At 58.7% G+C, this 24,200-nt stretch carries 19 protein-coding genes and 6 tRNA genes; 22 read left to right on the top strand and 3 right to left on the bottom strand.

What is annotated here, in order from left to right:
- Positions 1-206 precede the first annotated feature (206 nt).
- Both glnS and nagE read right to left on the bottom strand, forming a co-directional pair.
- Positions 207-1,871 carry a glutamine--tRNA ligase gene (gene glnS / locus GUC32_RS05515; RefSeq protein WP_025301858.1) on the bottom strand — a complete coding sequence of 555 codons (1,665 nt, stop codon included), beginning with the start codon at positions 1,869-1,871 and terminating at the stop codon, positions 207-209.
- Between the two features lie 240 nt (positions 1,872-2,111).
- Positions 2,112-4,148, bottom strand: a complete 2,037-nt coding sequence (gene nagE, locus GUC32_RS05510; protein WP_025301857.1) for an N-acetylglucosamine-specific PTS transporter subunit IIBC — start codon at positions 4,146-4,148, stop codon at positions 2,112-2,114.
- 334 nt (positions 4,149-4,482) lie between these two features.
- On the opposite strand from nagE, the gene nagB reads away from it, so the two are divergent.
- From nagB to GUC32_RS05450, 12 genes are all read left to right on the top strand, one after another.
- Positions 4,483-5,283 carry a glucosamine-6-phosphate deaminase gene (gene nagB / locus GUC32_RS05505; RefSeq protein WP_004939952.1) on the top strand — a complete coding sequence of 267 codons (801 nt, stop codon included), beginning with the start codon at positions 4,483-4,485 and terminating at the stop codon, positions 5,281-5,283.
- An 18-nt stretch (positions 5,284-5,301) separates the two neighbouring features.
- Entirely contained in the window at positions 5,302-6,441 is a 1,140-nt protein-coding gene (gene nagA / locus GUC32_RS05500; protein ID WP_049208648.1) for an N-acetylglucosamine-6-phosphate deacetylase, read from the top strand.
- Positions 6,442-6,468: 27 nt separating this feature from the next.
- Positions 6,469-7,689 carry an N-acetylglucosamine repressor gene (locus GUC32_RS05495; RefSeq protein ID WP_004939956.1) on the top strand — a complete coding sequence of 407 codons (1,221 nt, stop codon included), beginning with the start codon at positions 6,469-6,471 and terminating at the stop codon, positions 7,687-7,689.
- A 67-nt stretch (positions 7,690-7,756) separates the two neighbouring features.
- On the top strand, positions 7,757-8,509 hold the full coding sequence (locus GUC32_RS05490) for an HAD-IIA family hydrolase (RefSeq protein ID WP_369435597.1): 753 nt from the start codon (positions 7,757-7,759) through the stop codon (positions 8,507-8,509).
- Between the two features lie 190 nt (positions 8,510-8,699).
- The gene (locus tag GUC32_RS05485) at positions 8,700-10,142 is read left to right on the top strand and encodes a glycosyl hydrolase family 18 protein (protein WP_060447626.1); all 1,443 of its coding nucleotides are present in this window, start codon (positions 8,700-8,702) and stop codon (positions 10,140-10,142) included.
- A 283-nt stretch (positions 10,143-10,425) separates the two neighbouring features.
- Positions 10,426-12,090 (top strand): asparagine synthase B, encoded by a 1,665-nt coding sequence (asnB, locus tag GUC32_RS05480; protein WP_004939961.1) that lies wholly within the window; start codon positions 10,426-10,428, stop codon positions 12,088-12,090.
- A gap of 218 nt (positions 12,091-12,308) precedes the next feature.
- Positions 12,309-12,385: transfer RNA gene (locus tag GUC32_RS05475), tRNA-Met, on the top strand.
- A gap of 16 nt (positions 12,386-12,401) precedes the next feature.
- Positions 12,402-12,486, top strand: a tRNA-Leu gene (locus GUC32_RS05470).
- A 30-nt stretch (positions 12,487-12,516) separates the two neighbouring features.
- A tRNA-Gln gene (locus tag GUC32_RS05465) sits at positions 12,517-12,591 on the top strand.
- Between the two features lie 44 nt (positions 12,592-12,635).
- Positions 12,636-12,710, top strand: a tRNA-Gln gene (locus GUC32_RS05460).
- A 41-nt stretch (positions 12,711-12,751) separates the two neighbouring features.
- Positions 12,752-12,828 (top strand) — tRNA-Met (locus GUC32_RS05455).
- Positions 12,829-12,832: 4 nt separating this feature from the next.
- A tRNA-Gln gene (locus GUC32_RS05450) sits at positions 12,833-12,907 on the top strand.
- A gap of 87 nt (positions 12,908-12,994) precedes the next feature.
- Here the strand turns inward: GUC32_RS05450 and ubiF are convergent.
- Positions 12,995-14,176 (bottom strand): 3-demethoxyubiquinol 3-hydroxylase, encoded by a 1,182-nt coding sequence (gene ubiF / locus GUC32_RS05445; protein ID WP_147823475.1) that lies wholly within the window; start codon positions 14,174-14,176, stop codon positions 12,995-12,997.
- A 197-nt stretch (positions 14,177-14,373) separates the two neighbouring features.
- Here ubiF and miaB point away from each other — a divergent pair, with 197 nt between their 5' ends.
- From miaB to GUC32_RS05395, 10 genes are all read left to right on the top strand, one after another.
- A complete protein-coding gene (miaB, locus tag GUC32_RS05440; RefSeq protein WP_025301853.1) occupies positions 14,374-15,798 on the top strand; it encodes a tRNA (N6-isopentenyl adenosine(37)-C2)-methylthiotransferase MiaB in 1,425 nt (474 codons plus the stop codon).
- Between the two features lie 119 nt (positions 15,799-15,917).
- Positions 15,918-16,253, top strand: a complete 336-nt coding sequence (locus tag GUC32_RS05435) for a zinc ribbon domain-containing protein YjdM (protein WP_004939967.1) — start codon at positions 15,918-15,920, stop codon at positions 16,251-16,253.
- A gap of 234 nt (positions 16,254-16,487) precedes the next feature.
- The gene (locus GUC32_RS05430; protein WP_025301852.1) at positions 16,488-17,543 is read left to right on the top strand and encodes a PhoH family protein; all 1,056 of its coding nucleotides are present in this window, start codon (positions 16,488-16,490) and stop codon (positions 17,541-17,543) included.
- Positions 17,540-18,013 (top strand): rRNA maturation RNase YbeY, encoded by a 474-nt coding sequence (gene ybeY, locus GUC32_RS05425; protein ID WP_016928766.1) that lies wholly within the window; start codon positions 17,540-17,542, stop codon positions 18,011-18,013. The genes GUC32_RS05430 and ybeY overlap by 4 nt, the downstream gene beginning before the upstream one ends.
- An 85-nt stretch (positions 18,014-18,098) precedes the next feature.
- Complete coding sequence (gene corC / locus GUC32_RS05420; RefSeq protein ID WP_025301851.1) at positions 18,099-18,977, top strand: CNNM family magnesium/cobalt transport protein CorC; 879 nt, start codon at positions 18,099-18,101, stop codon at positions 18,975-18,977.
- A gap of 7 nt (positions 18,978-18,984) precedes the next feature.
- The gene (lnt, locus tag GUC32_RS05415; protein ID WP_369435596.1) at positions 18,985-20,514 is read left to right on the top strand and encodes an apolipoprotein N-acyltransferase; all 1,530 of its coding nucleotides are present in this window, start codon (positions 18,985-18,987) and stop codon (positions 20,512-20,514) included.
- Positions 20,515-20,906: 392 nt separating this feature from the next.
- A complete protein-coding gene (locus GUC32_RS05410) occupies positions 20,907-21,803 on the top strand; it encodes an amino acid ABC transporter substrate-binding protein (RefSeq protein ID WP_025301849.1) in 897 nt (298 codons plus the stop codon).
- Between the two features lie 213 nt (positions 21,804-22,016).
- The gene (locus GUC32_RS05405; RefSeq protein ID WP_019454074.1) at positions 22,017-22,757 is read left to right on the top strand and encodes an amino acid ABC transporter permease; all 741 of its coding nucleotides are present in this window, start codon (positions 22,017-22,019) and stop codon (positions 22,755-22,757) included.
- Positions 22,757-23,431, top strand: coding sequence for a glutamate/aspartate ABC transporter permease GltK (gene gltK / locus GUC32_RS05400; protein WP_025301848.1), 675 nt, complete (start codon positions 22,757-22,759; stop codon positions 23,429-23,431). The genes GUC32_RS05405 and gltK overlap by 1 nt, the downstream gene beginning before the upstream one ends.
- A complete protein-coding gene (locus GUC32_RS05395) occupies positions 23,431-24,156 on the top strand; it encodes an amino acid ABC transporter ATP-binding protein (RefSeq protein ID WP_025301847.1) in 726 nt (241 codons plus the stop codon). Before gltK ends, GUC32_RS05395 begins: the two co-directional genes overlap by 1 nt.
- The last annotated feature ends 44 nt before the right edge of the window (positions 24,157-24,200 follow it).

Genomic DNA, 24,200 nt, shown 5'->3' with positions numbered 1-24,200 from the left:
CTAAATGAAATTAATTCGCATCACGAATATATAAGTGAAAATTAAGATTAATAAGGCCAATATCAGAAAACTTATGGCCTCACGCGCTGCGATTAATTAAACGCAGCCCAGATAAATGTGAGAGGAACAGATTATTCGCTAAATCGCAGGTATAAAAAAGCGCGGCCTAAGCCGCGCTGATTCATTAATTTTCGAGGCGAATAAGATTAGCCTTCGATTTTCGCCCAGGTGTCACGCAGGCCGACGGTGCGGTTAAACACCAGATGCTCGGCCGACGAGTAACGGTTGTCGGCGCAGAAGTAGCCTTCACGCTCGAACTGGTAGGCTTTCTCCGGCTGTGCGGCCGCCAGGCTCGGCTCAACGAAGCCGTGCTTGATCACCAGCGATTCCGGGTTGATGGTGGAGAGGAAGTCCTCCGCCGCGCCCGGGTTAGGCACGCTGAACAGGCGATCGTACAGGCGAATTTCCGCCGGCAGCGCGTGCGCCGCAGACACCCAGTGGATCACGCCCTTCACCTTGCGGCCGTCGGCAGGATCTTTGCTCAGCGTTTCCGCATCGTAGCTGCAGAAGATGGTGGTGATCTCGCCCGCTTCGTCCTTCTCGACGCGCTCGGCCTTGATCACGTACGCATTGCGCAGACGCACTTCTTTGCCCAGCACCAGACGCTTGTACTGCTTGTTGGCTTCCTCCCGGAAGTCGGCGCGATCGATATAGATTTCGCGGCTAAACGGCACATCGCGGCTGCCCATTTCCGGTTTGTTCGGGTGGTTAGGCATGGTGACCATTTCCACCGCATCGCCCATGTTCTCGATGACGATTTTCACCGGATCCAGCACCGCCATGGCGCGCGGGGCGTTCTCGTTCAGATCGTCACGGATGCAGGATTCCAGCGCCACCATCTCGACGTTGTTGTCTTGCTTGGTCACGCCGATGCGCAGGCAAAACTCGCGGATAGAGGCGGCGGTATAACCGCGACGGCGCAGACCGGAAACGGTCGGCATACGCGGATCGTCCCAGCCCTCAACGATCTTCTCGGCCACCAACTGGTGCAGCTTGCGCTTCGACATGATGGCGTATTCGAGGTTGAGGCGCGAAAACTCGTACTGACGCGGGTGGCAAGGAATGGTGATGTTATCCAGCACCCAGTCATACAGACGGCGGTTATCCTGGAATTCCAGAGTACACAGCGAGTGGGTGATCCCTTCCAGCGCATCGGAAATGCAGTGGGTGAAATCGTACATCGGATAGATGCACCATTTATTGCCGGTCTGGTGGTGTTCGGCGAACTTGATGCGGTACAGCACCGGATCGCGCATCACGATAAACGGCGAAGCCATATCGATCTTGGCGCGCAGGCAGGCGGCGCCTTCGGCAAACTCGCCGTTGCGCATCTTCTCGAACAGCGCCAGGTTCTCTTCCACGCTGCGATCGCGGTACGGGCTGTCTTTGCCCGGCGCGGTCAGCGTGCCGCGATATTCACGGATCTGCTCCGGCGACAGCTCATCGACGTAGGCCAGGCCCTTGGAGATCAGCTCAACCGCATACTGATGCAGCTGATCGAAATAGTCTGAGGAGTAACGAACGTTGCCGCTCCACTCAAAGCCCAGCCACTCCACGTCGTGCTTGATTGACTCCACGAACTCGATGTCTTCTTTCACCGGGTTGGTGTCATCGAAACGCAGGTTGCACTGGCCCTGATAGTCCTTGGCGATGCCGAAGTTCAGGCAGATGGACTTGGCGTGGCCGATATGCAGATAGCCGTTAGGCTCCGGCGGGAAGCGGGTATGTACCGACGTGTGTTTCCCCGACGCCAGGTCTTCATCGACGATCTGACGGATAAAATTGGTTGGGCGGGCTTCAGCCTCACTCATTTCACTGTTCCTCAATGCAAAGCGCTACACATAACCGCCTATGATCCAACAAGCCACGTCTGGAAACAACCGTTTGTTTCACGAAAAATGCGGCGCGTTGCACCATCGGCGCGCAGCGCACCGCCATGGGGCGAAACGGAATAAAAAAAGCGGGAAGAGATCGCTCTCTTCCCGCCAAGTCGGGGCAAACTCCGCCATGATGCGTGACCGGCCCCGGATACTACTCAGGTAAAAACGGCCTTACTTTTGGATCTCGTACAGCTTGGTCTGACCGGCGACCACCGAGCCGCTGGCCAGCGCCGCCAGGCCGGCGTAGTCGTCAGCGTTGCTGACCACCACCGGGCTTATCATCGAGCGCGCGTTAGCGTTCAGGTAATCCAGATCCAGTTCCAGAATCGGTTGACCGGCTTTCACTTCCGCGCCCTCTTCCACCAGGCGTTTGAAGCCCTGGCCTTCCAGCGCGACGGTGTCGATCCCCATGTGTACCACGACCTCAGCGCCCTTGTCGGTTTCCAGGCAGAACGCGTGGTTGGTATTGAAGATTTTCACCACGGTGCCATCCGCCGGCGCCACCACGATCTTGTCGGTCGGGCGAATCGCCAGGCCGTCACCGACCGCCTTGCTGGCGAAAGCTTCGTCCGGCACCTGATCGAGCGCCACGACTTCACCCGTCACCGGCGCCACCAGCGTTTCAAACGCGACTTTCGGTGCGTTCGGCACCGCCTGCGGTTTGACTTCCGCGGCAGGGGCCGCCGCCGGAGCCGCCGCAGCCGCTACCGGGCCGGCCGCAATTACGTTGCGCATTGCGCTGGCAATCAGCTCGGCACGGGTGCCGACGATCACTTGTACGCTCTGCTTGTTCAGACGAATAACGCCCGACGCACCAAGGCGTTTCGCCAATGCGTCGTTCACCAGCGCAGAGTCCTTCACGTTCAAACGCAGGCGGGTGATGCAGGCGTCGATGCCGGTCAGGTTGTCGGAGCCGCCGATCGCGCCGACGTAGCGACGGGCCAGCGTGGTGGTTTCGTTCTCGTCTTTACCGGCGCTGCTGTTGACGTTGACGTCATAACCGTCGGTTTCGTCACCGGCAACCGCCAGCTCGCGGCCCGGGGTCATCAGGTTGAACTTGTTGATGGTGAAGCGGAACACCACATAGTAGATAACGAAGAACACCAGGCCCTGCGGGATCAGCATGTACCAGTGGGTCGCCAGCGGGTTACGCACCCACAGCATCATATCCACCAGGCCGGCGCTGAAACCGAAGCCTGAAATCCAATGCATGTTAGCGGCGATGAACACCGAGATACCGGTCAGTACGGCGTGGATCACGTACAGCACCGGTGCCACGAACATGAAGGAGAACTCCAGCGGTTCGGTGATGCCGGTAAAGAAGGCAGCGAATGCCCCTGCCATCATGATCCCCAGCACCTTCGCCTTATTCTCAGGACGCGCGCAGTGATAGATGGCCAGCGCCGCGCCCGGCAGACCGAACATCATGATCGGGAAGAAGCCCGCCTGATAACGGCCGGTGATGCCAACAACCGCTTTACCCGCGTCAATCGACTGCTGGCCGCCGAGGAAGTTAGGGATATCGTTGATGCCGGCCACGTCGAACCAGAACACCGAGTTCAGCGCGTGGTGCAAGCCGACCGGGATCAGCAGGCGGTTGAAGAAGGCATAGATACCCGCGCCGACGGAGCCCAATTTTTGGATGTGTTCGCCGAAGCTCACCAGAGCGCCGAACACGACCGGCCAAACGAACATCAGGATGTAAGCGACCAGGATCATCAGGAAGGAAATGAGGATCGGCACCAAACGGCGGCCGCTGAAGAACGACAGCGCCTTAGGCAACTCGACACCGCTGAAGCGGTTGTACACTTCGGCGGAGATGATACCCACCAGAATACCAACGAACTGGTTCTCAATCTTGCCGAACGCGGCAGGCACCTGATCGAGCGGGATCTTCTGAATCATCGACACGGCGGCCGGTGAACAGAGGGTCGTCAGCACCAGGAAACCGACGAAACCGGTCAGTGCGGCAGAGCCGTCCTTATCTTTGGACATGCCGTAGGCGACACCAACGGCGAACAACACCGCCATATGATCGATAATCGCAGAGCCAGACTTAATCAATAAGGCAGCGAAAGCGTTGTCGCCGCCCCAACCAACAGGGTCAATCCAGTACCCGACGCCCATCAAGATGGCGGCGGCGGGCAGCGTGGCGACCGGCACCATCAGTGCCCGTCCCACCTTTTGCAAATAACTAAGAATGTTCACCTTTTCCCCCTATGTTGTCCGCGGACGGACCCTATTAGTAGTTTATTTGGAGCTCTCACTACCTTTTTAGAAACAATGCTTGGCACGTATCACTCATGCCGAGTGTAAAAAATTTATTTTGTATCGCAAATTAAAACCTCCTTTTTTGTGATAAATATCACCAAAAAGTAGTCTTTCCTTCCCAGATTGCTGGCCATCACACAAAACTTATTTTATCATTCAAAAAATCAACCGGACGGACGATTCACGCGAGAATCATAAAGCTGGGTTACGCTTAGGACTCCCGCAGGCCCGTACAGTATAGCTTTAGTTTACTTATCCCAAGAGGTGTTAGATGAGACTTATCCCACTGAAAGATACCGCACAAGTCGGCAAATGGGCCGCGCGTCATATCGTTCAACGCATCAACGCATTCAAGCCAACCGCAGAGCGCCCGTTTGTCCTCGGCCTGCCTACCGGCGGCACGCCGCTGGAAGCCTACAAACATCTGATTGCGATGCACAAAGCAGGTGAAGTAAGCTTTAAGCATGTTGTGACTTTCAACATGGACGAGTACGTTGGCCTGCCGCAGGAACACCCGGAAAGCTACCACACCTTCATGTACCGCAACTTCTTTGACCACGTTGATATCCCTCGTGAAAATATCAACCTGCTGAACGGCAACGCCGCGGATGTCGACGCCGAGTGCCGCCAGTACGAAGAGAAGATCAAATCTTACGGCAAAATTAACCTGTTCATGGGCGGCGTGGGTATCGACGGCCATATCGCGTTCAACGAGCCGGCTTCGTCCCTGGCTTCGCGCACCCGCATCAAAACGCTGACCGAAGACACCCGCATCGCCAACTCGCGCTTCTTCGGCGGCGACGTCAGCCTGGTGCCGAAATATGCGTTGACCGTCGGCGTGGGCACGCTGCTGGATGCCGAAGAAGTGATGATCCTGGTGACCGGCCATGCCAAGGCACAGGCGCTGGAAGCCGCAGTGGAAGGCAACATCAACCACATGTGGACCATCAGCTGCCTGCAGCTGCACGCCAAAGCGGTGGTGGTGTGCGACGAACCGGCCACCATGGAACTGAAAGTCAAAACCGTCAAATATTTCCGCGAGTTAGAAGCGGAAAGCGTGAAAAGTCTTTAATCTTTGCAGGGGGCTACGATGTTCGCTTTAACCCACGGCCGAATCTATACCGGCCACGACGTACTTGATGACCATGCAGTCATTATCGCTGATGGGCTGATCGAGAGAGTCTGCCCGGTGGCTGAATTGCCCGCCGGCATCGAAACGCGCGACCTGGGTGGCGCCATCCTGGCCCCCGGGCTTATTGACGTGCAGCTGAACGGCTGCGGCGGCGTCCAGTTCAACGATTCGCTGGAAGCAATCTCGGAAGAAACGCTGGAGATCATGCAGCGCGCCAACGAGAAATCCGGCTGCACCAGCTATCTGCCGACGCTGATCACCAGCAGCGACGAATTCATGAAGCACAGCGTCGACGTGATGCGCGCTTATCTGAAAAAGCACCAAAACCAGGCGTTGGGCCTGCACCTGGAGGGGCCGTACCTCAGCCCGGTAAAAAAAGGCACTCACAACCCGGCGTTCATTCGCAAGCCAACGCAGGACATGATCGATTACCTGTGCGCCAACGCCGACGTGATCACCAAGGTGACGCTGGCACCGGAAATGGTTGAGCCGCACGTTATTAAACAGCTGACCGAGGCCGGCATCGTGGTCTCCGCCGGCCACTCGAATGCCACCTACGATCAGGCGCGCACCGGCTTCGCCGCCGGCATCAGCTTCGCCACCCACCTGTACAACGCCATGCCGTATATCACCGGCCGCGAACCGGGGCTGATGGGGGCGATCTTCGATACGCCAGAGGTCTATACCGGCATCATCGCCGACGGCCATCACGTAGCCTGGGCGAGTATCCGTAACGCCAAACGCCTGAAAGGTGATAAATTGGTCTTGGTCACCGACGCGACCGCACCGGCGGGTGCAGATATTGACCAATTTATTTTCGCCGGTAAAACAATATACTATCGGGATGGGCTGTGCGTGGATGAGAACGGCACCCTGAGCGGTTCCGCGCTGACCATGATCGAAGCGGTGCAAAACAGCGTCGAGCATATCGGCATCGCGCTGGACGAAGCGCTGCGCATGGCGACGCTGTACCCGGCGCGCGCCATTGGCGTCGAGCAGCGTCTGGGCACCCTCGAAGCCGGCAAGGTGGCTAACCTGACCGCCTTCACCCGTGATTTCAAGATCACCAAAACGCTCGTTAACGGTAACGAGGTTTAATTCAATGAACAGCGAGTAACATTATTGATGAGCACTGGCGGACAAGCACAAATAGGGAACGTTGACTTAGTCAAACAGCTTAACGGCGCGGCAGTTTACCGCCTGATCGACCAGCAGGGCCCGATCTCGCGCATTCAAATTGCCGAACTCAGCCAGCTTGCTCCCGCCAGCGTCACCAAAATTACTCGCCAGCTGCTGGAGCGCGGGCTGATCAAAGAAGTCGATCAGCAAGCCTCCACCGGCGGCCGCCGCGCGATCTCCATCGTGTCGGAAACCCGTCATTTTCATACCGTCGCGGTGCGCCTCGGCCGCCACGACGCCACCATCACCCTGTATGACATGAGCGGTAAATCGCTCAGCGAAGAACACTATCCGCTGCCGGAACGCACCCAGGAAACGCTGGAGAATGCGCTGTTCGCCGCCATCGCCCAATTCATCGAAGCGAACCAGCGCCGCCTGCGCGAACTGATCGCCATCGCGGTGATCCTGCCCGGCCTGGTGGATCCGGCGCTGGGCGTGGTGCGCTACATGCCGCACATCAGCGTCAGCAACTGGGCGCTGGTGGACAACCTGCAGCAGCGCTTCAACGTCACCAGCTTCGTCGGCCACGACATCCGCAGCCTGGCGCTGGCGGAGCACTACTTCGGCGCCACCCGCGACTGCGAAGACTCGATTCTGGTGCGCCTGCACCGCGGTACCGGCGCCGGCATCATCGTCAACGGGCAGATTTTTCTCGGTAATAACGGCAACGTCGGCGAAATCGGCCATATCCAGATCGATCCGCTGGGTGAACGCTGCCACTGCGGCAACTTCGGCTGCCTGGAAACCGTGGCCGCCAACGCGGCGATCGAACAGCGCGTGCGCCAGCTGCTGAGCCAGGGCTACCCGAGCAAATTGACGCTGGAAGACTGCGGCATCAACGCCATCTGCAAGGCCGCCAACCGTGGCGATCTACTGGCCAGCGAAGTGATCGAACACGTCGGCCGCTATCTGGGCAAGGCAGTGGCCATCGCCATCAACCTGTTCAATCCGCAGAAGGTGGTGATCGCCGGTGAGATCACCGAAGCGGATAAGGTGCTGCTGCCGGCGATCCAGAGCTGCATCAATACCCAGGTACTGAAGGACTTCCGCAAAAATCTGCCGGTGGTGACCTCCGAACTCAATCATCGCTCGGCGATCGGCGCTTTCGCCCTGGCCAAACGCGCGATGCTCAACGGCGTGCTCTTGCAGCGATTGCTGGAAAGCTGATCCGCCGCTTCTGGCAGGTGTGTTATCGTCACCTCTTGCCTGCCGTAATCATGAGAAACAGCGACAAATGAAAATCAAAAACGTTATATGCGATATCGACGGCGTGCTGCTGCATGACAATACGCCGGTGCCCGGCGCCGATCAGTTCCTGGCGCGCATCCAGGAACAAGGCATGCCGCTGGTGGTGCTGACCAACTACCCGTCACAGACCGCGCAGGATCTGGCGAACCGCTTCGCCGCCGCCGGTCTGGAAGTGCCGGAGAGCGCGTTCTATACCTCGGCGATGGCCACCGCCGATTTCCTGCGCCGGCAGGAAGGCAAAAAGGCCTACGTGGTCGGTGAAGGCGCCCTTATCCATGAGCTGTACAAAGCCGGTTTCACCATCACCGACATCAACCCGGATTTCGTGATCGTCGGTGAAACCCGCTCTTACAACTGGGACATGATGCACAAAGCCGCCTATTTCGTGAGCAATGGGGCGCGCTTTATCGCCACCAACCCGGATAGCCACGGCCACGGCTTCTCGCCGGCCTGCGGCGCACTGTGTGCCCCCATCGAGAAGATCACCGGCCGCAAGCCGTTTTACGTCGGCAAGCCCAGCCCGTGGATCATTCGCGCCGCACTGAACAAAATGCAGGCGCACTCGGAAGAAACGGTGATCGTCGGCGACAACCTGCGTACCGACATCCTGGCGGGTTTCCAGGCCGGCCTGGAAACCGTTCTGGTGCTGTCCGGTGTCTCCACGCTGAGCGACATCGAAACCATGCCGTTCCGCCCGAGCTATGTCTACCCTTCCGTCGCCGATATCACTATCTTCTGATGCGGCCATGGCGGCCGCCCGGCCGCCATTATTTCCTTCTCCCTCAGCGTCAGTTTGAATTTAATTCGTTCATGGCAGCAAAAGGTTTCAGCCTGCCTGCATTAAAAATCCTCATTATAACTTTACGCCCCGCCAATAGCTGATATTGCCGGCGAGCGGAAAACCCTTACCCCTTATCAATGAGGCTACCATGAGCACAAATAACATTATTAATGCCGTCGCCGCCGATGACGCAGCCATTATGCCGTCTATCGCCAATAAAAAGATCCTGATGGGTTTCTGGCACAACTGGGCCGCCGGCGTCAGTGACGGCTATCAGCAAGGCCAGTTCACCAATATGAACCTGACCGACATTCCCGCCGAGTACAACGTGGTGGCCGTCGCCTTTATGAAAGGCCAGGGCATCCCGACCTTCAAACCTTACAACCTGTCCGACGCCGAGTTTCGCCGCCAGGTAGGCGTGCTGAACAGCCAGGGCCGCGCGGTGCTGATCTCCCTCGGCGGCGCAGACGCGCATATCGAGCTGAAAACCGGCGACGAAGACAAGCTGAAAGACGAGATTATTCGCCTGGTGGAAGTCTATGGCTTCGACGGCCTGGATATCGATCTGGAACAGGCGGCGATCGGCGCCGCCAATAATAAAACCGTCTTGCCTGCGGCGCTGAAAAAAGTAAAAGACCATTACGCCGCCCAGGGGAAAAACTTTATTATCAGCATGGCGCCGGAATTCCCGTATTTGCGCACCAACGGCACCTACCTGGATTATATTAACGCCCTCGAAGGCTATTACGACTTTATCGCGCCGCAATATTATAACCAGGGCGGCGACGGTATTTGGGTGGATGAACTCAATGCCTGGATCACGCAGAATAACGACGCCATGAAAGAGGACTTCCTCTACTACCTGACGGAAAGCCTGGTTACCGGCACCCGCGGCTATGCGAAGATCCCGGCGGCGAAATTCGTCATCGGCCTGCCGAGCAACAACGATGCCGCCGCCACCGGCTACGTGGTCAACAAACAGGCGGTGTATAACGCTTTCTCGCGTCTCGACGCCAAAAACCTGTCGATCAAGGGCCTGATGACCTGGTCAATCAACTGGGATAACGGCAAGAGCAAAGCCGGCGTCGCCTACAATTGGGAGTTCAAAACCCGCTATGCGCCGCTGATTCAGGGCGGCGTCACCCCGCCGCCGGGAAAGCCTAATGCGCCGACGGCGCTGACGGTCTCCGAGCTGGGCGCCACCTCGCTGAAACTGAGCTGGGCCGCCGCCACCGGCGCCTCACCGATCGCCAGCTACACCGTCTACCGCAACGGCAACCCGATCGGCCAAACCGCCGGTCTGTCGCTGGCCGACAGCGGTCTGACGCCGGCAACCCAGTACAGCTACTTCGTTACCGCGACCGACACCCTGGGCAATACCTCCCTGCCGAGCAGTGCGCTGGCGGTCAAAACCGCCAACGACGGCACGCCGCCCGATCCGGGCGCGCCCGAATGGCAGAACAACCACAGCTACAAAGCCGGCGACGTCGTGAGTTATAAAGGCAAGAAATACACCTGTATTCAGGCGCACACCTCCAATGCCGGCTGGACGCCGGATGCCGCGTTCACCCTCTGGCAGCTCATCGCCTAATCGCTAATCGATTGCCGGTCAAACTGGCCGGCAATCCCGCCATCACGCTAAAAATTGCATAATCGACAATTTTTTACGCCGATAACTGAAAATCCGTTAAAAACCTCAGCCACGCAAACAACTATTTCTCAGCGCATGGCTAAAACGCTTGCATCCTCCGCAGCTTTTGGCGCATTTTCATAACCACAGCGCAGCAAAACCGCGTTATCGCTGATAAATCGGCAATGCTGCCCATAACAGTAAAAACAACATCACAGTCATAAAAGCCCGTTAGGAGAGTTGTATGTGTTCTATTTTCGGTGTGCTCGATCTGAAGTCCGATCCCGTTGAACTGCGTAAGAAAGCGCTGGAGCTGTCACGTCTGATGCGCCACCGCGGCCCGGATTGGTCCGGCGTTTACGCCAGCGACAAAGCCATTTTGGCCCACGAACGCCTGTCGATCGTCGACGTCAACAACGGCGCTCAACCGCTGTACAACGCTGCGCACACCCACGTTTTGGCGGTCAACGGCGAAATTTACAACCACCAGGCGCTGCGCCAACAGCTGAGCGACCGCTATGCGTTCCAGACCGGCTCCGACTGTGAAGTAATCCTGGCGCTGTATCAGGAGAAAGGACCGGACTTCCTCGACGATCTGCAAGGCATGTTCGCTTTTGCCCTGTATGACACTGAAAAAGACGCCTACCTGATCGGCCGCGATCACCTGGGCATCATCCCGCTGTACATGGGCCATGACGAACACGGCAACCTGTACGTTGCCTCGGAAATGAAAGCGCTGGTGCCGGTGTGCCGCACCATCAAGGAATTCCCGGCCGGCAGCTACCTGTGGAGCCAGGACGGTGAGATCCGCGAATATTATCGCCGCGACTGGTTCGATTACGACAGCGTCAAGGACAACGTGACCGACGCCGCCGCCCTACGCACCGCGCTGGAAGAGTCGGTGAAAAGCCACCTGATGTCCGACGTGCCTTACGGCGTGCTGCTGTCGGGCGGGCTGGATTCCTCGGTCATCTCGGCGATCACCAAGAAGTACGCTGCGCGCCGCGTGGAAGATCAGGAACGCAGCGAGGCCTGGTGGCCGCAGCTGCACTCCTTCGCCGTCGGGCTGGAAGGCTCGCCGGATCTGCGCGCCGCGCAAGAGGTGGCTAACCACCTGGGCACCGTGCACCATGAGATCCACTTCACCGTGCAGGAAGGGCTGGACGCCATCCGCGACGTGATTTATCACATCGAAACCTACGACGTCACCACCATTCGCGCCTCGACGCCGATGTACCTGATGTCGCGCAAAATCAAGGCGATGGGCATCAAGATGGTGCTTTCCGGCGAAGGCGCGGACGAAGTGTTCGGCGGCTACCTGTACTTCCATAAGGCGCCGGACGCCCGCGAATTCCACGAAGAGACCGTGCGCAAACTGCTGGCGCTGCACATGTTCGACTGTGCGCGCGCCAACAAGGCGATGTCCGCCTGGGGCGTCGAAGCCCGCGTGCCGTTCCTGGACAAGAAATTCCTCGACGTGGCGATGCGCATCAACCCGAAAGATAAAATGTGCGGCAACGGCAAAATGGAAAAACACATCGTTCGCGAATGTTTCGAGTCCTATTTGCCCGCCAGCGTGGCCTGGCGCCAGAAAGAGCAGTTCTCCGACGGCGTCGGCTATAGCTGGATCGACACGTTAAAAGAGGTGGCTGCGCAGCAAATTAGCGATCAACAGCTCGAAACCGCGCGTTTCCGCTTCCCGTACAACACGCCAACGTCGAAAGAAGGCTACCTGTACCGCGAAATCTTCGAAGAGCTGTTCCCGCTGCCGAGCGCCGCCGAATGCGTACCGGGCGGCCCGTCCGTCGCCTGCTCGTCCGCCAAGGCCATCGAGTGGGATGAATCGTTCAAGAAGATGGACGATCCTTCCGGCCGCGCCGTTGGCGTGCACCAGGCCGCCTATAAATAATTGCGCGGCATTTCCCTCAGGGCGGGCCTTTTGGCCCGCCTTTTTGTTGCCTTTTCCCCCCGCCAACTACCTGAATTGCCGATTTTATCGCCATAATGTTCACAACCCAGACAAACGGCGCTTCCGGGCGCTTTTTCGGGAAAAAACTTGTTGACGCAAATCGGTCATATACGCATAATGCGCCCCGCAACGCCGATGAAGGCAAAGCAAAAAAAGAGGGCTACGTAGCTCAGCTGGTTAGAGCACATCACTCATAATGATGGGGTCACAGGTTCGAATCCCGTCGTAGCCACCATCTCTTTTTTGTATTTGCGGGAGTGGCGAAATTGGTAGACGCACCAGATTTAGGTTCTGGCGCCGCAAGGTGTGCGAGTTCAAGTCTCGCCTCCCGCACCATTTCTCTTCATCGTCGGCGCAGTATGTTGATGGGGTATCGCCAAGCGGTAAGGCACCGGTTTTTGATACCGGCATTCCCTGGTTCGAATCCAGGTACCCCAGCCATATTCTTTCGGGAATGGGGTTTCAACATAAGATTTGTTTGCAGGTGGGGTATCGCCAAGCGGTAAGGCACCGGTTTTTGATACCGGCATTCCCTGGTTCGAATCCAGGTACCCCAGCCATAACAAACTGCTTGCAAATCAAAGAAGTAAAAAGTAACATCGGCTACGTAGCTCAGCTGGTTAGAGCACATCACTCATAATGATGGGGTCACAGGTTCAAATCCCGTCGTAGCCACCATAATTGGGGTGTCGCCAAGCGGTAAGGCTCTGGTTTCTGATACCAGCATACCCAGGTTCGAATCCTGGCACCCCAGCCATATTTAGAAAAGCCCGCTTCGGCGGGCTTTTTGCTGTCTGGCGTTCAGCCAATCCTAACGGGCCCAGCCACCGCTGAGCCCTGTCGGTTACAATCCCAAGGCGTACTTCAACGCATGCTCTTTCAGCTTGCCCGCCCGCTGCGCGGCCATCAGCGCCAGATTGCGCGCCACGGTCAGCGGCGCCAGGTTATTGCTGAAGGCGGTATAGAACAGATCCATGCCGCTCTGCATCAACAGATTGTCGGTACGGCGGCGGCGTTGATAGCGCAGCAGCACCGCCTCGCCGCTCCAGTCTTCTCCCTGCTCTCGCGCCTCGCTCAGCACGTTCAGCAAGGCATCCACATCGCGATACCCCAGATTGACGCCCTGCCCGGCCAGCGGGTTGATGGTATGCGCCGCATCGCCCACCAGCGCCAGCCCCGGCAGCACGTAGCGCTGCGCATGACGCCGCGTCAGCGGGAACGATCCGGCAGCGTGCACCTTGACCGGGCCCAGTCGTGCCGGGAAAGCGGTAGCGATTTCGCGCTCCAGCTGCGCCGGCGGCATCGCCTGCAGTTGGCGAATGCGCTGCGGGCTGTCATACCACACCAGCGACGCCCAGCTGTCGTACAGCGGCAGGAAGGCGCGCGGCCCGGACGGGAAGAAGCGCTGCCAGGTCACATCCTGCTGCGGCGCGCCGGTATCGACGGTGATCAACATGCACGCCTGACGATATTGCCAGCCGTTGGTGCCGATCGCCGCCAGCTTGCGCACCTGCGAGTTGGCCCCGTCGGCACCGACAACCAGCCGCGCTTGCAGCGTCTCGCCGCTGTCCAGCGTCAGCTGCCAGGCATTGTCCGCCCGCTGCAGCGATTGCAGCCTGGCGGGGCACAGCAGCGTCAGGTTGGCGCACTGCGCGAACTGTTGCCACAGCCCCAGCTGCAGAATGCGGTTTTCCACCATAAAGCCCAGCTCGGGCAGCCCCAGGGACACCGCGTCGAACGCCACGCGCGACGACGCCCACTCCCAGGTCTCCAGCCGGCGATACGGCGCCGTACGCATCGCCGTCACGGCCTGCCAGGTGCCGAGCTGTTTCAGCAGCCCCACCGAGGTGCAGCCGATCGCGGAAATGCGCAGGTCCGGCGGGCTTTGCGCCTCGAACGCCTGCGGCGCCTGATGTTCCAGCAACGCCACCGACCAGCCCGCCTGCGCCAGCCCCAGGGCCGCCGCCGCGCCGACCATGCCGCCACCCACCACCACCGCGTCATACCGATTTTGAGATGTCTTCATATTGGCTATGTTTTCTATGTGAATGCTCGCCATCCCACCCGACATGGCGTTTTGCGCAGTGTACCGGATTTTCGCTTCGGCTTCAGGTTGCGTGCCATTTTCCCCCGCGCTGGTCACAACGGCGGCAAATGATTACAATACGCGCCCTGCATGTCGCGTAACGCAACTTTCGCTCCGCACTGAGTAATGGCAAGTCAATGACGAAAAAACTACATATCAAAACCTGGGGCTGCCAGATGAATGAGTACGATTCATCGAAAATGGCCGACCTGTTGAACAGCACGCACGGCTTCGAGTGGACCGACAACGCCGAGGAAGCGGACGTGCTGTTGCTGAACACCTGCTCGATCCGTGAAAAAGCGCAGGAGAAAGTTTTCGCCATGCTGGGGCGCTGGCGCTTGCTGAAAGAGAAGAACCCGTCTGTCATCATCGGCGTCGGCGGTTGCGTGGCCTCGCAAGAAGGCGAACTGATCCGCAGCCGCGCGCCTTGCGTCGACGTGGTATTCGGCCCGCAGACCCTGCACCGCCTGCCGGAAATGATCAATCACGTTCAGGGCACCCGCAGCCCGGTGGTCGATATCAGCTTCCCGGAGATCGAAAAATTCGACCGCCTGCCGGAGCCGCGCGCCGAAGGCCCGACCGCCTTCGTGTCGATCATGGAAGGCTGCAACAAATACTGCACTTTCTGCGTGGTGCCTTACACCCGCGGCGAGGAAGTGAGCCGCCCGAGCGACGACGTGCTGTTCGAAATCGCCCAGCTGGCGGCGCAGGGCGTGCGCGAGGTCAACCTGCTCGGCCAAAACGTCAACGCTTACCGCGGCGCGACGCATGACGGCGATATCTGCTCGTTCGCCGAACTGCTGCGCCTGGTGGCGGCCATCGACGGCATCGATCGCATTCGCTTCACCACCAGCCACCCGATCGAGTTCACCGACGACATTATCGCGGTGTACGAAGACACGCCGGAGCTGGTCAGCTTCCTGCATCTGCCGGTGCAGAGCGGTTCGGACCGCATCCTGACCATGATGAAACGCGCGCACACCGCGCTGGAGTATAAGGCGATTATCCGCAAGCTGCGCAAGGCGCGGCCGGCCATCCAGCTGAGCTCCGATTTCATCGTCGGTTTCCCGGGCGAAAGCCAGGCCGACTTCGAACAGACCATGAACCTGATCGCCGACGTCAACTTCGACGTCAGCTTCAGCTTCATCTATTCGTCGCGCCCCGGTACGCCGGCGGCGGACATGGTCGACGACGTCAGCGAAGAAGAGAAAAAGCAGCGGCTGTACATTCTGCAGGATCGCATCAACCAGCAGGCGCTGCAGTTCAGCCGTCGCATGCTCGGCACCGTCCAGCGCATTCTGGTGGAGGGCACCTCGCGTAAAAGCGTGATGGAGCTGGCCGGGCGCACGGAGTGCAACCGTGTGGTAAACTTCGAAGGCACGCCCGACATGATCGGCCAATTTGTCGACGTGGAAATTACCGAGGTGCTGACCAACACCCTGCGTGGCGCAGTGGTGCGCACCGAACAGCAGATGGATCTGCGCGTACATGAATCCCCGCAGTCGGTGATCGCCCGTACCCGCAAAGAAAACGCGCTGGGCGTCGGCATTTACCAGCCCTGACGCCGCGGCGGCCGCCTTATCGCCGCCCGTTCGCGCTACTCCTTACCGTTTCTCCGCCGGGCGTCCGCGCCCGGTGATGTTCTTTTTTTATTTTTTTATTGTTGAAGAGGCGACATAACATGCAACTCCCACACTGCCCGAAGTGCAACTCCGAATACACCTACCAGGACAATGCCCTATTCATCTGCCCTGAGTGCGCCCACGAGTGGAGCGACAGCGCCCCGGCGGAAGATCAGGACGCGCTGATCGTCAAAGACGCCAACGGCAACCTGCTGGCGGACGGCGACGCGGTCACCGTGATCAAGGATCTGAAGGTCAAAGGCAGCTCCTCGATGCTGAAGATTGGCACCAAGGTGAAAAACATTCGCCTGGTGGAAGGCGATCACAACATCGACTGCAAAATCGACGGTTTCGGCCCGATGAAGCTGAAATCCGAGTTCGTGAAAAAGAACTGATTCCCAGCGGCCTTGTTCTGTGATGACGCGGCGGGCTTTGCGCCCCGCCGCGTTTTTTCCTTATCTTCCCTTGAATTCCGCCGACGGCGCACAGATAGATCAGCGGTAAACTTGCGCCGTTGCGGCGCACCATGAATAATTCAAGAAAGAGAGTATTCAGGCTCGCCCTGAACGCGCGCGTCCCGGACGCGCTATGTGACATCAACCAGGCCCGATGTGACCTAGAGGAATAGTTTGAACGTCGCAACACAAGAAATTTTGTTAGAGCCCGCAGACAATAAGCGTTTGCTCAGCCTGTGCGGCCCGTTTGATGACAACATCAAGCAACTCGAGCGCCGATTGGGCATCGAAATCAATCGCCGCGACAACCGTTTCAAGCTGGTCGGCAAAAACCTGTGCGTGGTTGCCGCCGCCGATATCCTGCGCCATCTGTACGTGGATACCGCGCCGATTCGCGGCGTGATCCCGGATATCGATCCGGAGCAAATCCATCTGGCGATCAAAGAGAGTCGGGTGCTGGAACAGGTGGCGGACAGCGTGCCGGATTACGGCAAGGCGGTCACCATCAAAACCAAGCGCGGTATGGTGAAACCGCGCACGCCTAACCAGGCGCAGTACATCGCCAATATTCTCGATCACGACATCACCTTCGGCATCGGCCCGGCGGGCACCGGCAAAACCTACCTGGCGGTCGCCGCTGCGGTGGATGCGCTGGAACGCCAGGAAATTCGCCGCATACTGCTGACCCGCCCTGCGGTCGAAGCCGGCGAAAAGCTGGGCTTCCTGCCCGGCGATCTGAGCCAGAAGGTCGATCCTTATCTGCGCCCGTTGTACGACGCCCTGTTCGAAATGCTGGGCTTCGAGCGCGTGGAGAAGCTCATCGAACGCAATGTGATCGAAGTCGCGCCGCTGGCCTATATGCGCGGCCGCACGCTGAACGACGCCTTTATCATCCTGGATGAGAGCCAGAACACCACCATCGAGCAGATGAAGATGTTCCTGACACGCATCGGCTTCAACTCGAAGGCGGTCATCACCGGCGACGTCACCCAGATCGACCTGCCGCGCAACCAGAAATCCGGCCTGCGCCATGCGGTGGAAGTGCTGTCGGACGTGGAGGAGCTGAGCTTCAACTTCTTCCACAGCGAAGACGTGGTGCGCCACCCGGTGGTGGCCCGCGTGGTCATCGCCTATGAGGCCTGGGAAGCCGCCGAACAGAAACGCAAAGACGCGATTGCCGAACAACGTAAGCGCGAGGCGCTCGCCGCCTCCGAGCAGGAGACACCATGAGTCAGGTGATTTTGGATCTGCAGATTGCCTGTGAAAGCAGCGACGGCCTGCCGGATGAGGCCACCTTCCAGCGCTGGCTGGAAGGCGTGCTGCCGCAATTTCAGGAAGAGGCCGAGGTGACCGTGCGTCTGGTGGACGAAGCGGAAAGCCACGAGCTGAACCTGACCTACCGCGGCAAAGACAAGCCGACCAACGTGCTCTCTTTCCCGTTCGAAGCCCCGCCGGGCATCGAGCTGCCGCTGCTCGGCGATCTGATCATCTGCCGCCAGGTGGTTGAGCAGGAAGCGATTGAGCAAGGCAAAACGCTGGAGGCCCACTGGGCGCATATGGTTGTCCACGGCAGTCTTCATCTGCTAGGGTATGACCACATCGAAGACGATGAAGCCGAAGAAATGGAGTCTTTGGAAACCGAAATCATGCACGGACTGGGTTATCCTGATCCGTACCTGGCGGAAAAAGACCCCGTCTGACGTCAGCCGTTTACCCCACAGCCCCCATGCGGGGCTGTCGCTGACGCCCCTTAACTCTGACATGAGTGACAGTAACTAAAACGCCATGAGCGACGACCATTCACAAAGCAATGACAGCCCCAGTCCCAAGAAGGGGTTCTTTACTCTTATCCTTAACCAGCTGTTCCACGGCGAGCCCAAAAACCGTGGCGATCTGGTCGAGCTGATCCGTGATTCCGAACAAAACGACCTGATCGATCCCGATACCCGCGACATGCTGGAAGGCGTGATGGATATCGCCGAACAGCGCGTGCGCGACATCATGATCCCCCGCTCCCAGATGGTGACGCTCAAGCGCAACCAGACGCTGGAAGAGTGCCTGGACGTGATTATCGACTCCGCCCACTCGCGCTTCCCGGTAATCAGCGAAGATAAAGATCACATCGAAGGCATCCTGATGGCCAAGGATCTGCTGCCGTTCATGCGCGCAGACTCCGAGCCGTTCAGCATCGACAAAGTGCTGCGCACCGCGGTGGTGGTGCCGGAAAGCAAGCGCGTCGACCGGATGCTGAAAGAGTTTCGCTCCCAGCGCTATCACATGGCGATTGTCATTGACGAATTCGGCGGCGTGTCCGGCCTGGTCACCATCGAAGATATCCTGGAGCTGATCGTCGGCGAGATTGAAGACGAATACGACGACGAAGACGATCTGGATATCCGCCAGCTCAGCCGCCACATGTACACCGTGCGCGCGCTGGCGCCGATCGAAGACTTCAACGACGCCTTCGGCACCCATTTCAGCGACGACGAGGTCGATACCATCGGCGGTCTGGTGATGCAGGCCTTCGGCCACCTGCCGGCGCGCGGGGAAACCATTGAAATCGAAGGTTACCTATTTAAAGTTGCCATGGCAGACAGTCGACGTATCATCCAGGTTCATGTAAAAATTCCGGACGACTCTCCACCACCGAAACTGGAAGATTAAATCCAACATGGCTAAAGCCTCATTACTTGAACGCCAGTGGGTTCGCGCCCTGCTGGCGCTGTTGTCAGGTGCCGGCGGGACGCTGGCGTTCTCGCCCTACGATTTCTGGCCCGCGGCCATCGTCTCCCTGTTCGGCCTGCTGGCCGTTACCCTCAATCGCACCACCAAACAGTCTGCCCTGCTCGGCTTTGTCTGGGGCTTCGGGTTGTTCGGCAGCGGGATCAACTGGGTGTATGTCAGCATCGCCGATTTCGGCGGCATGCCCTTCGCCGTCAACATCTTCCTGGTGGCGCTGCTCGCCGCTTACCTGTCGCTGTATACCGGGCTGTTCGCCGGGCTGCTGACGCGCCTGTGGCCGGCCACCCGCTGGTGGCGGCTGGCCATCGCCGCGCCGGTGCTGTGGCAGGTGACCGAATTCCTGCGCGGCTGGGTGCTGACCGGCTTCCCGTGGCTGCAGTTCGGCTATAGCCAGATCAACGGCCCGCTGAAGGGCATCGCGCCGCTGCTGGGCGTCGACGCCATCACCTTTGTGCTGATGGCCATCGCCGGCCTGCTGGTGTACGCCGTCAATCAGCGCCGCCCCTCGGCAGCCGTGATTGCCGCCGCGCTGCTGCTGTTGCCGTGGCCGCTGCGCCAGCTGCAGTGGTTTACCCCGCAGCCGGAGAAAGCGGTGAACGTCGCCATGGTGCAAGGCAACATCGCTCAATCGATGAAATGGGATCCGAAAGCGCTGGTCAGCACGCTGCAAACCTATCTGGACGAAACCCGTCCCTACATGGGCAAGGCGCCGATCGTCATCTGGCCGGAATCCGCCATTCCGGATTATGAAGCCAATCAGAACGGCTTCCTGACGATGATGGACGACCTGATGCGGGCGAAGAACAGCAGCCTGATCACCGGCATCGTCGACGTGCGTGCCACGCCGCAGGGCCAGCAAATCTACAACAGTGCCATCGTGCTCGGTGAACCGACGCCGTACAGTTACCCGGCCAACGATCGCTACAACAAGCACCACCTGGTACCGTTCGGCGAGTTCGTGCCGCTCGAGACGCTGCTGCGGCCCCTGGCGCCGTTCTTCGACCTGCCGATGTCCTCCTTCAGCCGCGGCGACTACGTACAACCGCAGCTCAGCGTACGCGGCTACAACCTGACGGCGGCCATCTGCTACGAAATCGTGTTGGGCCAGCAAGTGCGCGATAACTTCCGCCCGGACACCAACTTCCTGCTGACCATCTCCAACGATGCCTGGTTCGGCCACTCCATCGGCCCGTGGCAGCACTTCCAGATGGCACGCATGCGGGCGCTGGAGCTCGGCCGACCGCTGCTGCGCAGCACCAATAACGGCGTCACCGCCGCGGTGGACGCGAATGGCGAGGTGATCGCCGAGATCCCGCAGTTCACCCGTCAGGTACTCGAAGTGAAAGTCACGCCGACCACCGGCCTCACGCCTTATGCGCGCTTCGGCGCCACGCCGCTGTGGGTGATCACCCTGTTGCTGGGCGGCTGGGCGCTGATGTTGGGCCTGCGCCGCAAATAGCCCTCTTCGTCGGGGCGCACCCGCTGCGCCCCGCTTTCCCGTCAAATCTTCCCTCAGTCAGAAAACGCCGTTAAATCAACGCGGCTGGCACACTCCTTGCTTTTATCTATGGCGACATCGCGCGCCGGTTTACTTTTGCTGACGTTTTGTCGCACCTGCGCACATTTTGGGTGCATTGAACGCACCACACGGGTGCACCGACGTTTTGTTGCATTGATTTGGTGCGCGCGGCGTCTCAAAAAATGAAACATTTTAGTTTCAAGGTGTTCACAATCGGTTATTTTTTAACAGCGTTCAGTTCATAAGACTATCTTTATAGCTTGAGCAATAAACAGTCGATTTAACCTGACGCTCTTTAGTCAGAGCCACAACAACAGTAAAGGAGTTGGACCATGCAAATGCGTAAATTGGCGTTATCGTTACTGCTGCTCGGTGCGGCAGGTAGCGTGGCGCACGCGGAAGACCTGACCGGTACGCTGAAGAAAATCAAAGACAATGGCGTGATCGTTGTCGGCCACCGCGAATCGTCAGTGCCGTTCTCCTACTACGACAACCAACAAAAAGTTGTGGGCTACTCTCAGGACTACTCCAACCAAATCGTTGAAGCCGTTAAGAAAAAGCTGAATGCACCGAATCTGCAGGTGAAAATGCTGCCGATTACCTCGCAGAACCGCATCCCGCTGCTGCAAAACGGCACCTATGATTTCGAGTGCGGCTCCACCACCAATAACCTCGAGCGCCAGAAACAGGCCGCCTTCTCCGACACCATTTTCGTGGTCGGCACCCGCTTGCTGGTGAAAAAAGGCTCCGACATCAAAGACTTTAAAGACCTGGCCGGCAAACCGGTGGTGGTCACCTCCGGCACCACCTCTGAAGTGCTGCTGAACAAGCTGAACGACAGCGGCAAGATGAACATGCGCATCATCAGCGCCAAAGACCACGGCGACTCCTTCCGCACTCTGGAAAGCGGCCGCGCGGTGGCCTTTATGATGGACGACGCCCTGCTGGCGGGCGAGCGCGCCAAGGCCAAGAAGCCGGATCAGTGGGAAATCATCGGCACACCGCAGTCGAAAGAAGCCTACGGCTGCATGCTGCGTAAAGACGATCCTGCGTTCAAGAAACTGGTCGATGACACCATCGCCCAGGCGCAAACCTCCGGCGAAGCGGCCAAGTGGTTTGATAAATGGTTCAAGCAGCCGATTCCACCGAAAAACCTCAACATGAACTTCGAACTGTCGGACGACATGAAGCAGCTGTTCAAAGAACCTAACGACAAGGCATTGAACTAAATAGAATGACAGCCGGGGCGGCCGCCAGGCCAAACCGGCCCAGTTGATGACTGGGACAGACAGGTATGAGGGGGGCCGTTCCCCTCCCTCATTTTCCCCAAGGCGCATCACCGACATCCGCACACAATAAGCCAGCCAGACTGGCCGCGCGGCGATCGGCGCTCATCAAGTCATCAATCTTCGGCGCTCTGCGCCCGTTTACCGGAGTTTGTTATGTCAATAGATTGGAACTGGGGTATCTTCCTGCAGCAGGCCCCGTTTGGGAACACCACTTACCTCGGCTGGATCTGGTCCGGCTTTCAGGTCACGGTGGCCCTCTCCGTCTGTGCATGGATTATCGCTTTCTTCGTCGGTTCGCTGTTCGGTATCTTGCGTACCGTACCCAACCGCTTTCTTTCCGCCCTCGGCACCTGTTACGTCGAACTGTTCCGCAACGTGCCGCTAATCGTGCAATTCTTTACCTGGTATCTGGTGATCCCCGAGCTGCTGCCGGCCAATATCGGCACCTGGTTTAAAAGCGAGCTGGATCCCAACGTGCAGTTCTTCGTCTCTTCCATGCTTTGCCTGGGATTGTTTACCGCCGCCCGCGTTTGCGAACAGGTGCGCGCCGCCATCCAGTCCCTGCCGCGCGGCCAGAAAGCGGCCGGGCTGGCGATGGGCCTGACGCTGCCGCAAACCTACCGCTACGTGTTGCTGCCGAACGCCTACCGGGTGATCGTGCCGCCGATGACCTCGGAGATGCTCAACCTGGTCAAAAACTCCGCCATCGCCTCTACCATCGGGCTGGTGGACATGGCCGCGCAGGCCGGCAAGCTGTTGGATTACTCCGCACACGCCTATGAATCCTTTACCGCCATCACGCTGGCTTATATCGGCATCAACGCCGTTATCATGCTGTTTATGCGTCTGGTCGAAAAGAAAGTGCAGTTGCCTGGCAACCTGGGGAGTAAATAATGTACGAATTTGACTGGGCGTCGATCGTCCCAAGCTTCCCGTTTCTGCTGCAGGGCATGGTAATCACGCTGAAGATCACCGTGACCGCCATCGTGGTCGGCATTCTGTGGGGTACCGTGCTGGCGGTGATGCGCCTGTCGCCGTTCAAACCGATCAGCTGGTTCGCCACCCTGTACGTCAACCTGTTCCGCTCGGTGCCGCTGGTGATGGTGCTGCTGTGGTTCTACCTGGTGGTTCCAAGCTTATTACAACAGGTTCTAGGCTTATCGCCGAAAACCGATATTCGCCTGATCTCGGCTATGGTAGCCTTTTCCCTGTTTGAAGCGGCCTATTACTCGGAAATCATCCGCGCCGGCATCATCAGCATCTCGCGCGGCCAATCCTCCGCCGCGCTGGCGCTGGGCATGACCCATTGGCAATCCATGCGGCTGGTGATCCTGCCGCAGGCGTTCCGCGCCATGGTGCCGCTGCTGCTGACCCAGGGCATCGTCCTGTTCCAGGATACCTCGCTGGTTTACGTACTGAGCCTGGCCGACTTCTTCCGCACCGCGTCGACCATCGGCGAACGCGACGGCACCCAGGTTGAAATGATCCTGTTCGCCGGCTTTGTCTATTTTGTTATCAGCCTCGCCGCCTCGGCGCTGGTAAGCTATTTGAAGAAAAGGACTGTTTGATGATATCCCTGAAAAATGTTTCTAAGTGGTACGGTCACTTTCAGGTGTTGACCGATTGCACCACCGAAGTGAAAAAAGGCGAAGTGGTCGTCGTCTGCGGTCCTTCAGGTTCCGGCAAGTCCACCCTGATCAAAACCGTCAACGGCCTCGAGCCGATCCAGCAGGGCAATATCCTGGTGAACGGCACGCCGGTCAACGACAAGAAAACCAACCTGGCGCAGCTGCGTGCCAAGGTAGGCATGGTGTTCCAACACTTTGAGCTGTTCCCGCACCTGTCTATCATCGACAACCTGACGCTGGCGCAGGTGAAAGTGCTCAAGCGCGACAAATCCGCCTCACGCGAGAAGGGTCTGAAGCTGCTGGAGCGCGTCGGCCTCTCCGCCCATGCCAACAAGTTCCCCGGTCAGCTGTCCGGCGGCCAGCAGCAGCGCGTCGCCATCGCCCGTGCGCTGTGCATGGATCCTATCGCCATGCTGTTCGATGAGCCGACCTCTGCGCTCGATCCGGAAATGATCAACGAAGTGCTGGACGTGATGGTCGAACTGGCGAACGAAGGCATGACCATGATGGTGGTAACCCACGAAATGGGCTTCGCCCGCAAGGTGGCGAATCGAGTGATCTTTATGGACGAAGGCAAAATCGTCGAAGACCGCAACAAAGACGATTTCTTCAACAACCCCGAGTCCGATCGCGCCAAGGATTTTCTGGCCAAGATCCTGCACTAAACGCTCTGCCTATGCGCCCCGCCAGGGGCGCATCTTTTCCCCCG

Origin of the sequence: Serratia sp. NGAS9, assembly GCF_009905295.1 — a bacterium.
GTDB lineage: Bacteria > Pseudomonadota > Gammaproteobacteria > Enterobacterales > Enterobacteriaceae > Serratia > Serratia bockelmannii.
Note: the sequence above shows the minus strand (reverse complement) of the source record. Positions and strands in the feature narration are given on the sequence as shown.

Bases quoted from the DNA above. Each gene is read 5' to 3' on its own strand.
- glnS (WP_025301858.1), bottom strand. From the start codon at position 1,871: ATGAGTGAGGCTGAAGCCCGCCCAACCAATTTTATCCGTCAGATCGTC.
- nagB (WP_004939952.1), top strand. From the start codon at position 4,483: ATGAGACTTATCCCACTGAAAGATACCGCACAAGTCGGCAAATGGGCC.
- nagA (WP_049208648.1), top strand. From the start codon at position 5,302: ATGTTCGCTTTAACCCACGGCCGAATCTATACCGGCCACGACGTACTT.
- GUC32_RS05495 (WP_004939956.1), top strand. From the start codon at position 6,469: ATGAGCACTGGCGGACAAGCACAAATAGGGAACGTTGACTTAGTCAAA.
- GUC32_RS05490 (WP_369435597.1), top strand. From the start codon at position 7,757: ATGAAAATCAAAAACGTTATATGCGATATCGACGGCGTGCTGCTGCAT.
- GUC32_RS05485 (WP_060447626.1), top strand. From the start codon at position 8,700: ATGAGCACAAATAACATTATTAATGCCGTCGCCGCCGATGACGCAGCC.
- asnB (WP_004939961.1), top strand. From the start codon at position 10,426: ATGTGTTCTATTTTCGGTGTGCTCGATCTGAAGTCCGATCCCGTTGAA.
- ubiF (WP_147823475.1), bottom strand. From the start codon at position 14,176: ATGAAGACATCTCAAAATCGGTATGACGCGGTGGTGGTGGGTGGCGGC.
- miaB (WP_025301853.1), top strand. From the start codon at position 14,374: ATGACGAAAAAACTACATATCAAAACCTGGGGCTGCCAGATGAATGAG.
- GUC32_RS05435 (WP_004939967.1), top strand. From the start codon at position 15,918: ATGCAACTCCCACACTGCCCGAAGTGCAACTCCGAATACACCTACCAG.
- ybeY (WP_016928766.1), top strand. From the start codon at position 17,540: ATGAGTCAGGTGATTTTGGATCTGCAGATTGCCTGTGAAAGCAGCGAC.
- corC (WP_025301851.1), top strand. From the start codon at position 18,099: ATGAGCGACGACCATTCACAAAGCAATGACAGCCCCAGTCCCAAGAAG.
- lnt (WP_369435596.1), top strand. From the start codon at position 18,985: ATGGCTAAAGCCTCATTACTTGAACGCCAGTGGGTTCGCGCCCTGCTG.
- GUC32_RS05410 (WP_025301849.1), top strand. From the start codon at position 20,907: ATGCAAATGCGTAAATTGGCGTTATCGTTACTGCTGCTCGGTGCGGCA.
- GUC32_RS05405 (WP_019454074.1), top strand. From the start codon at position 22,017: ATGTCAATAGATTGGAACTGGGGTATCTTCCTGCAGCAGGCCCCGTTT.
- gltK (WP_025301848.1), top strand. From the start codon at position 22,757: ATGTACGAATTTGACTGGGCGTCGATCGTCCCAAGCTTCCCGTTTCTG.
- GUC32_RS05395 (WP_025301847.1), top strand. From the start codon at position 23,431: ATGATATCCCTGAAAAATGTTTCTAAGTGGTACGGTCACTTTCAGGTG.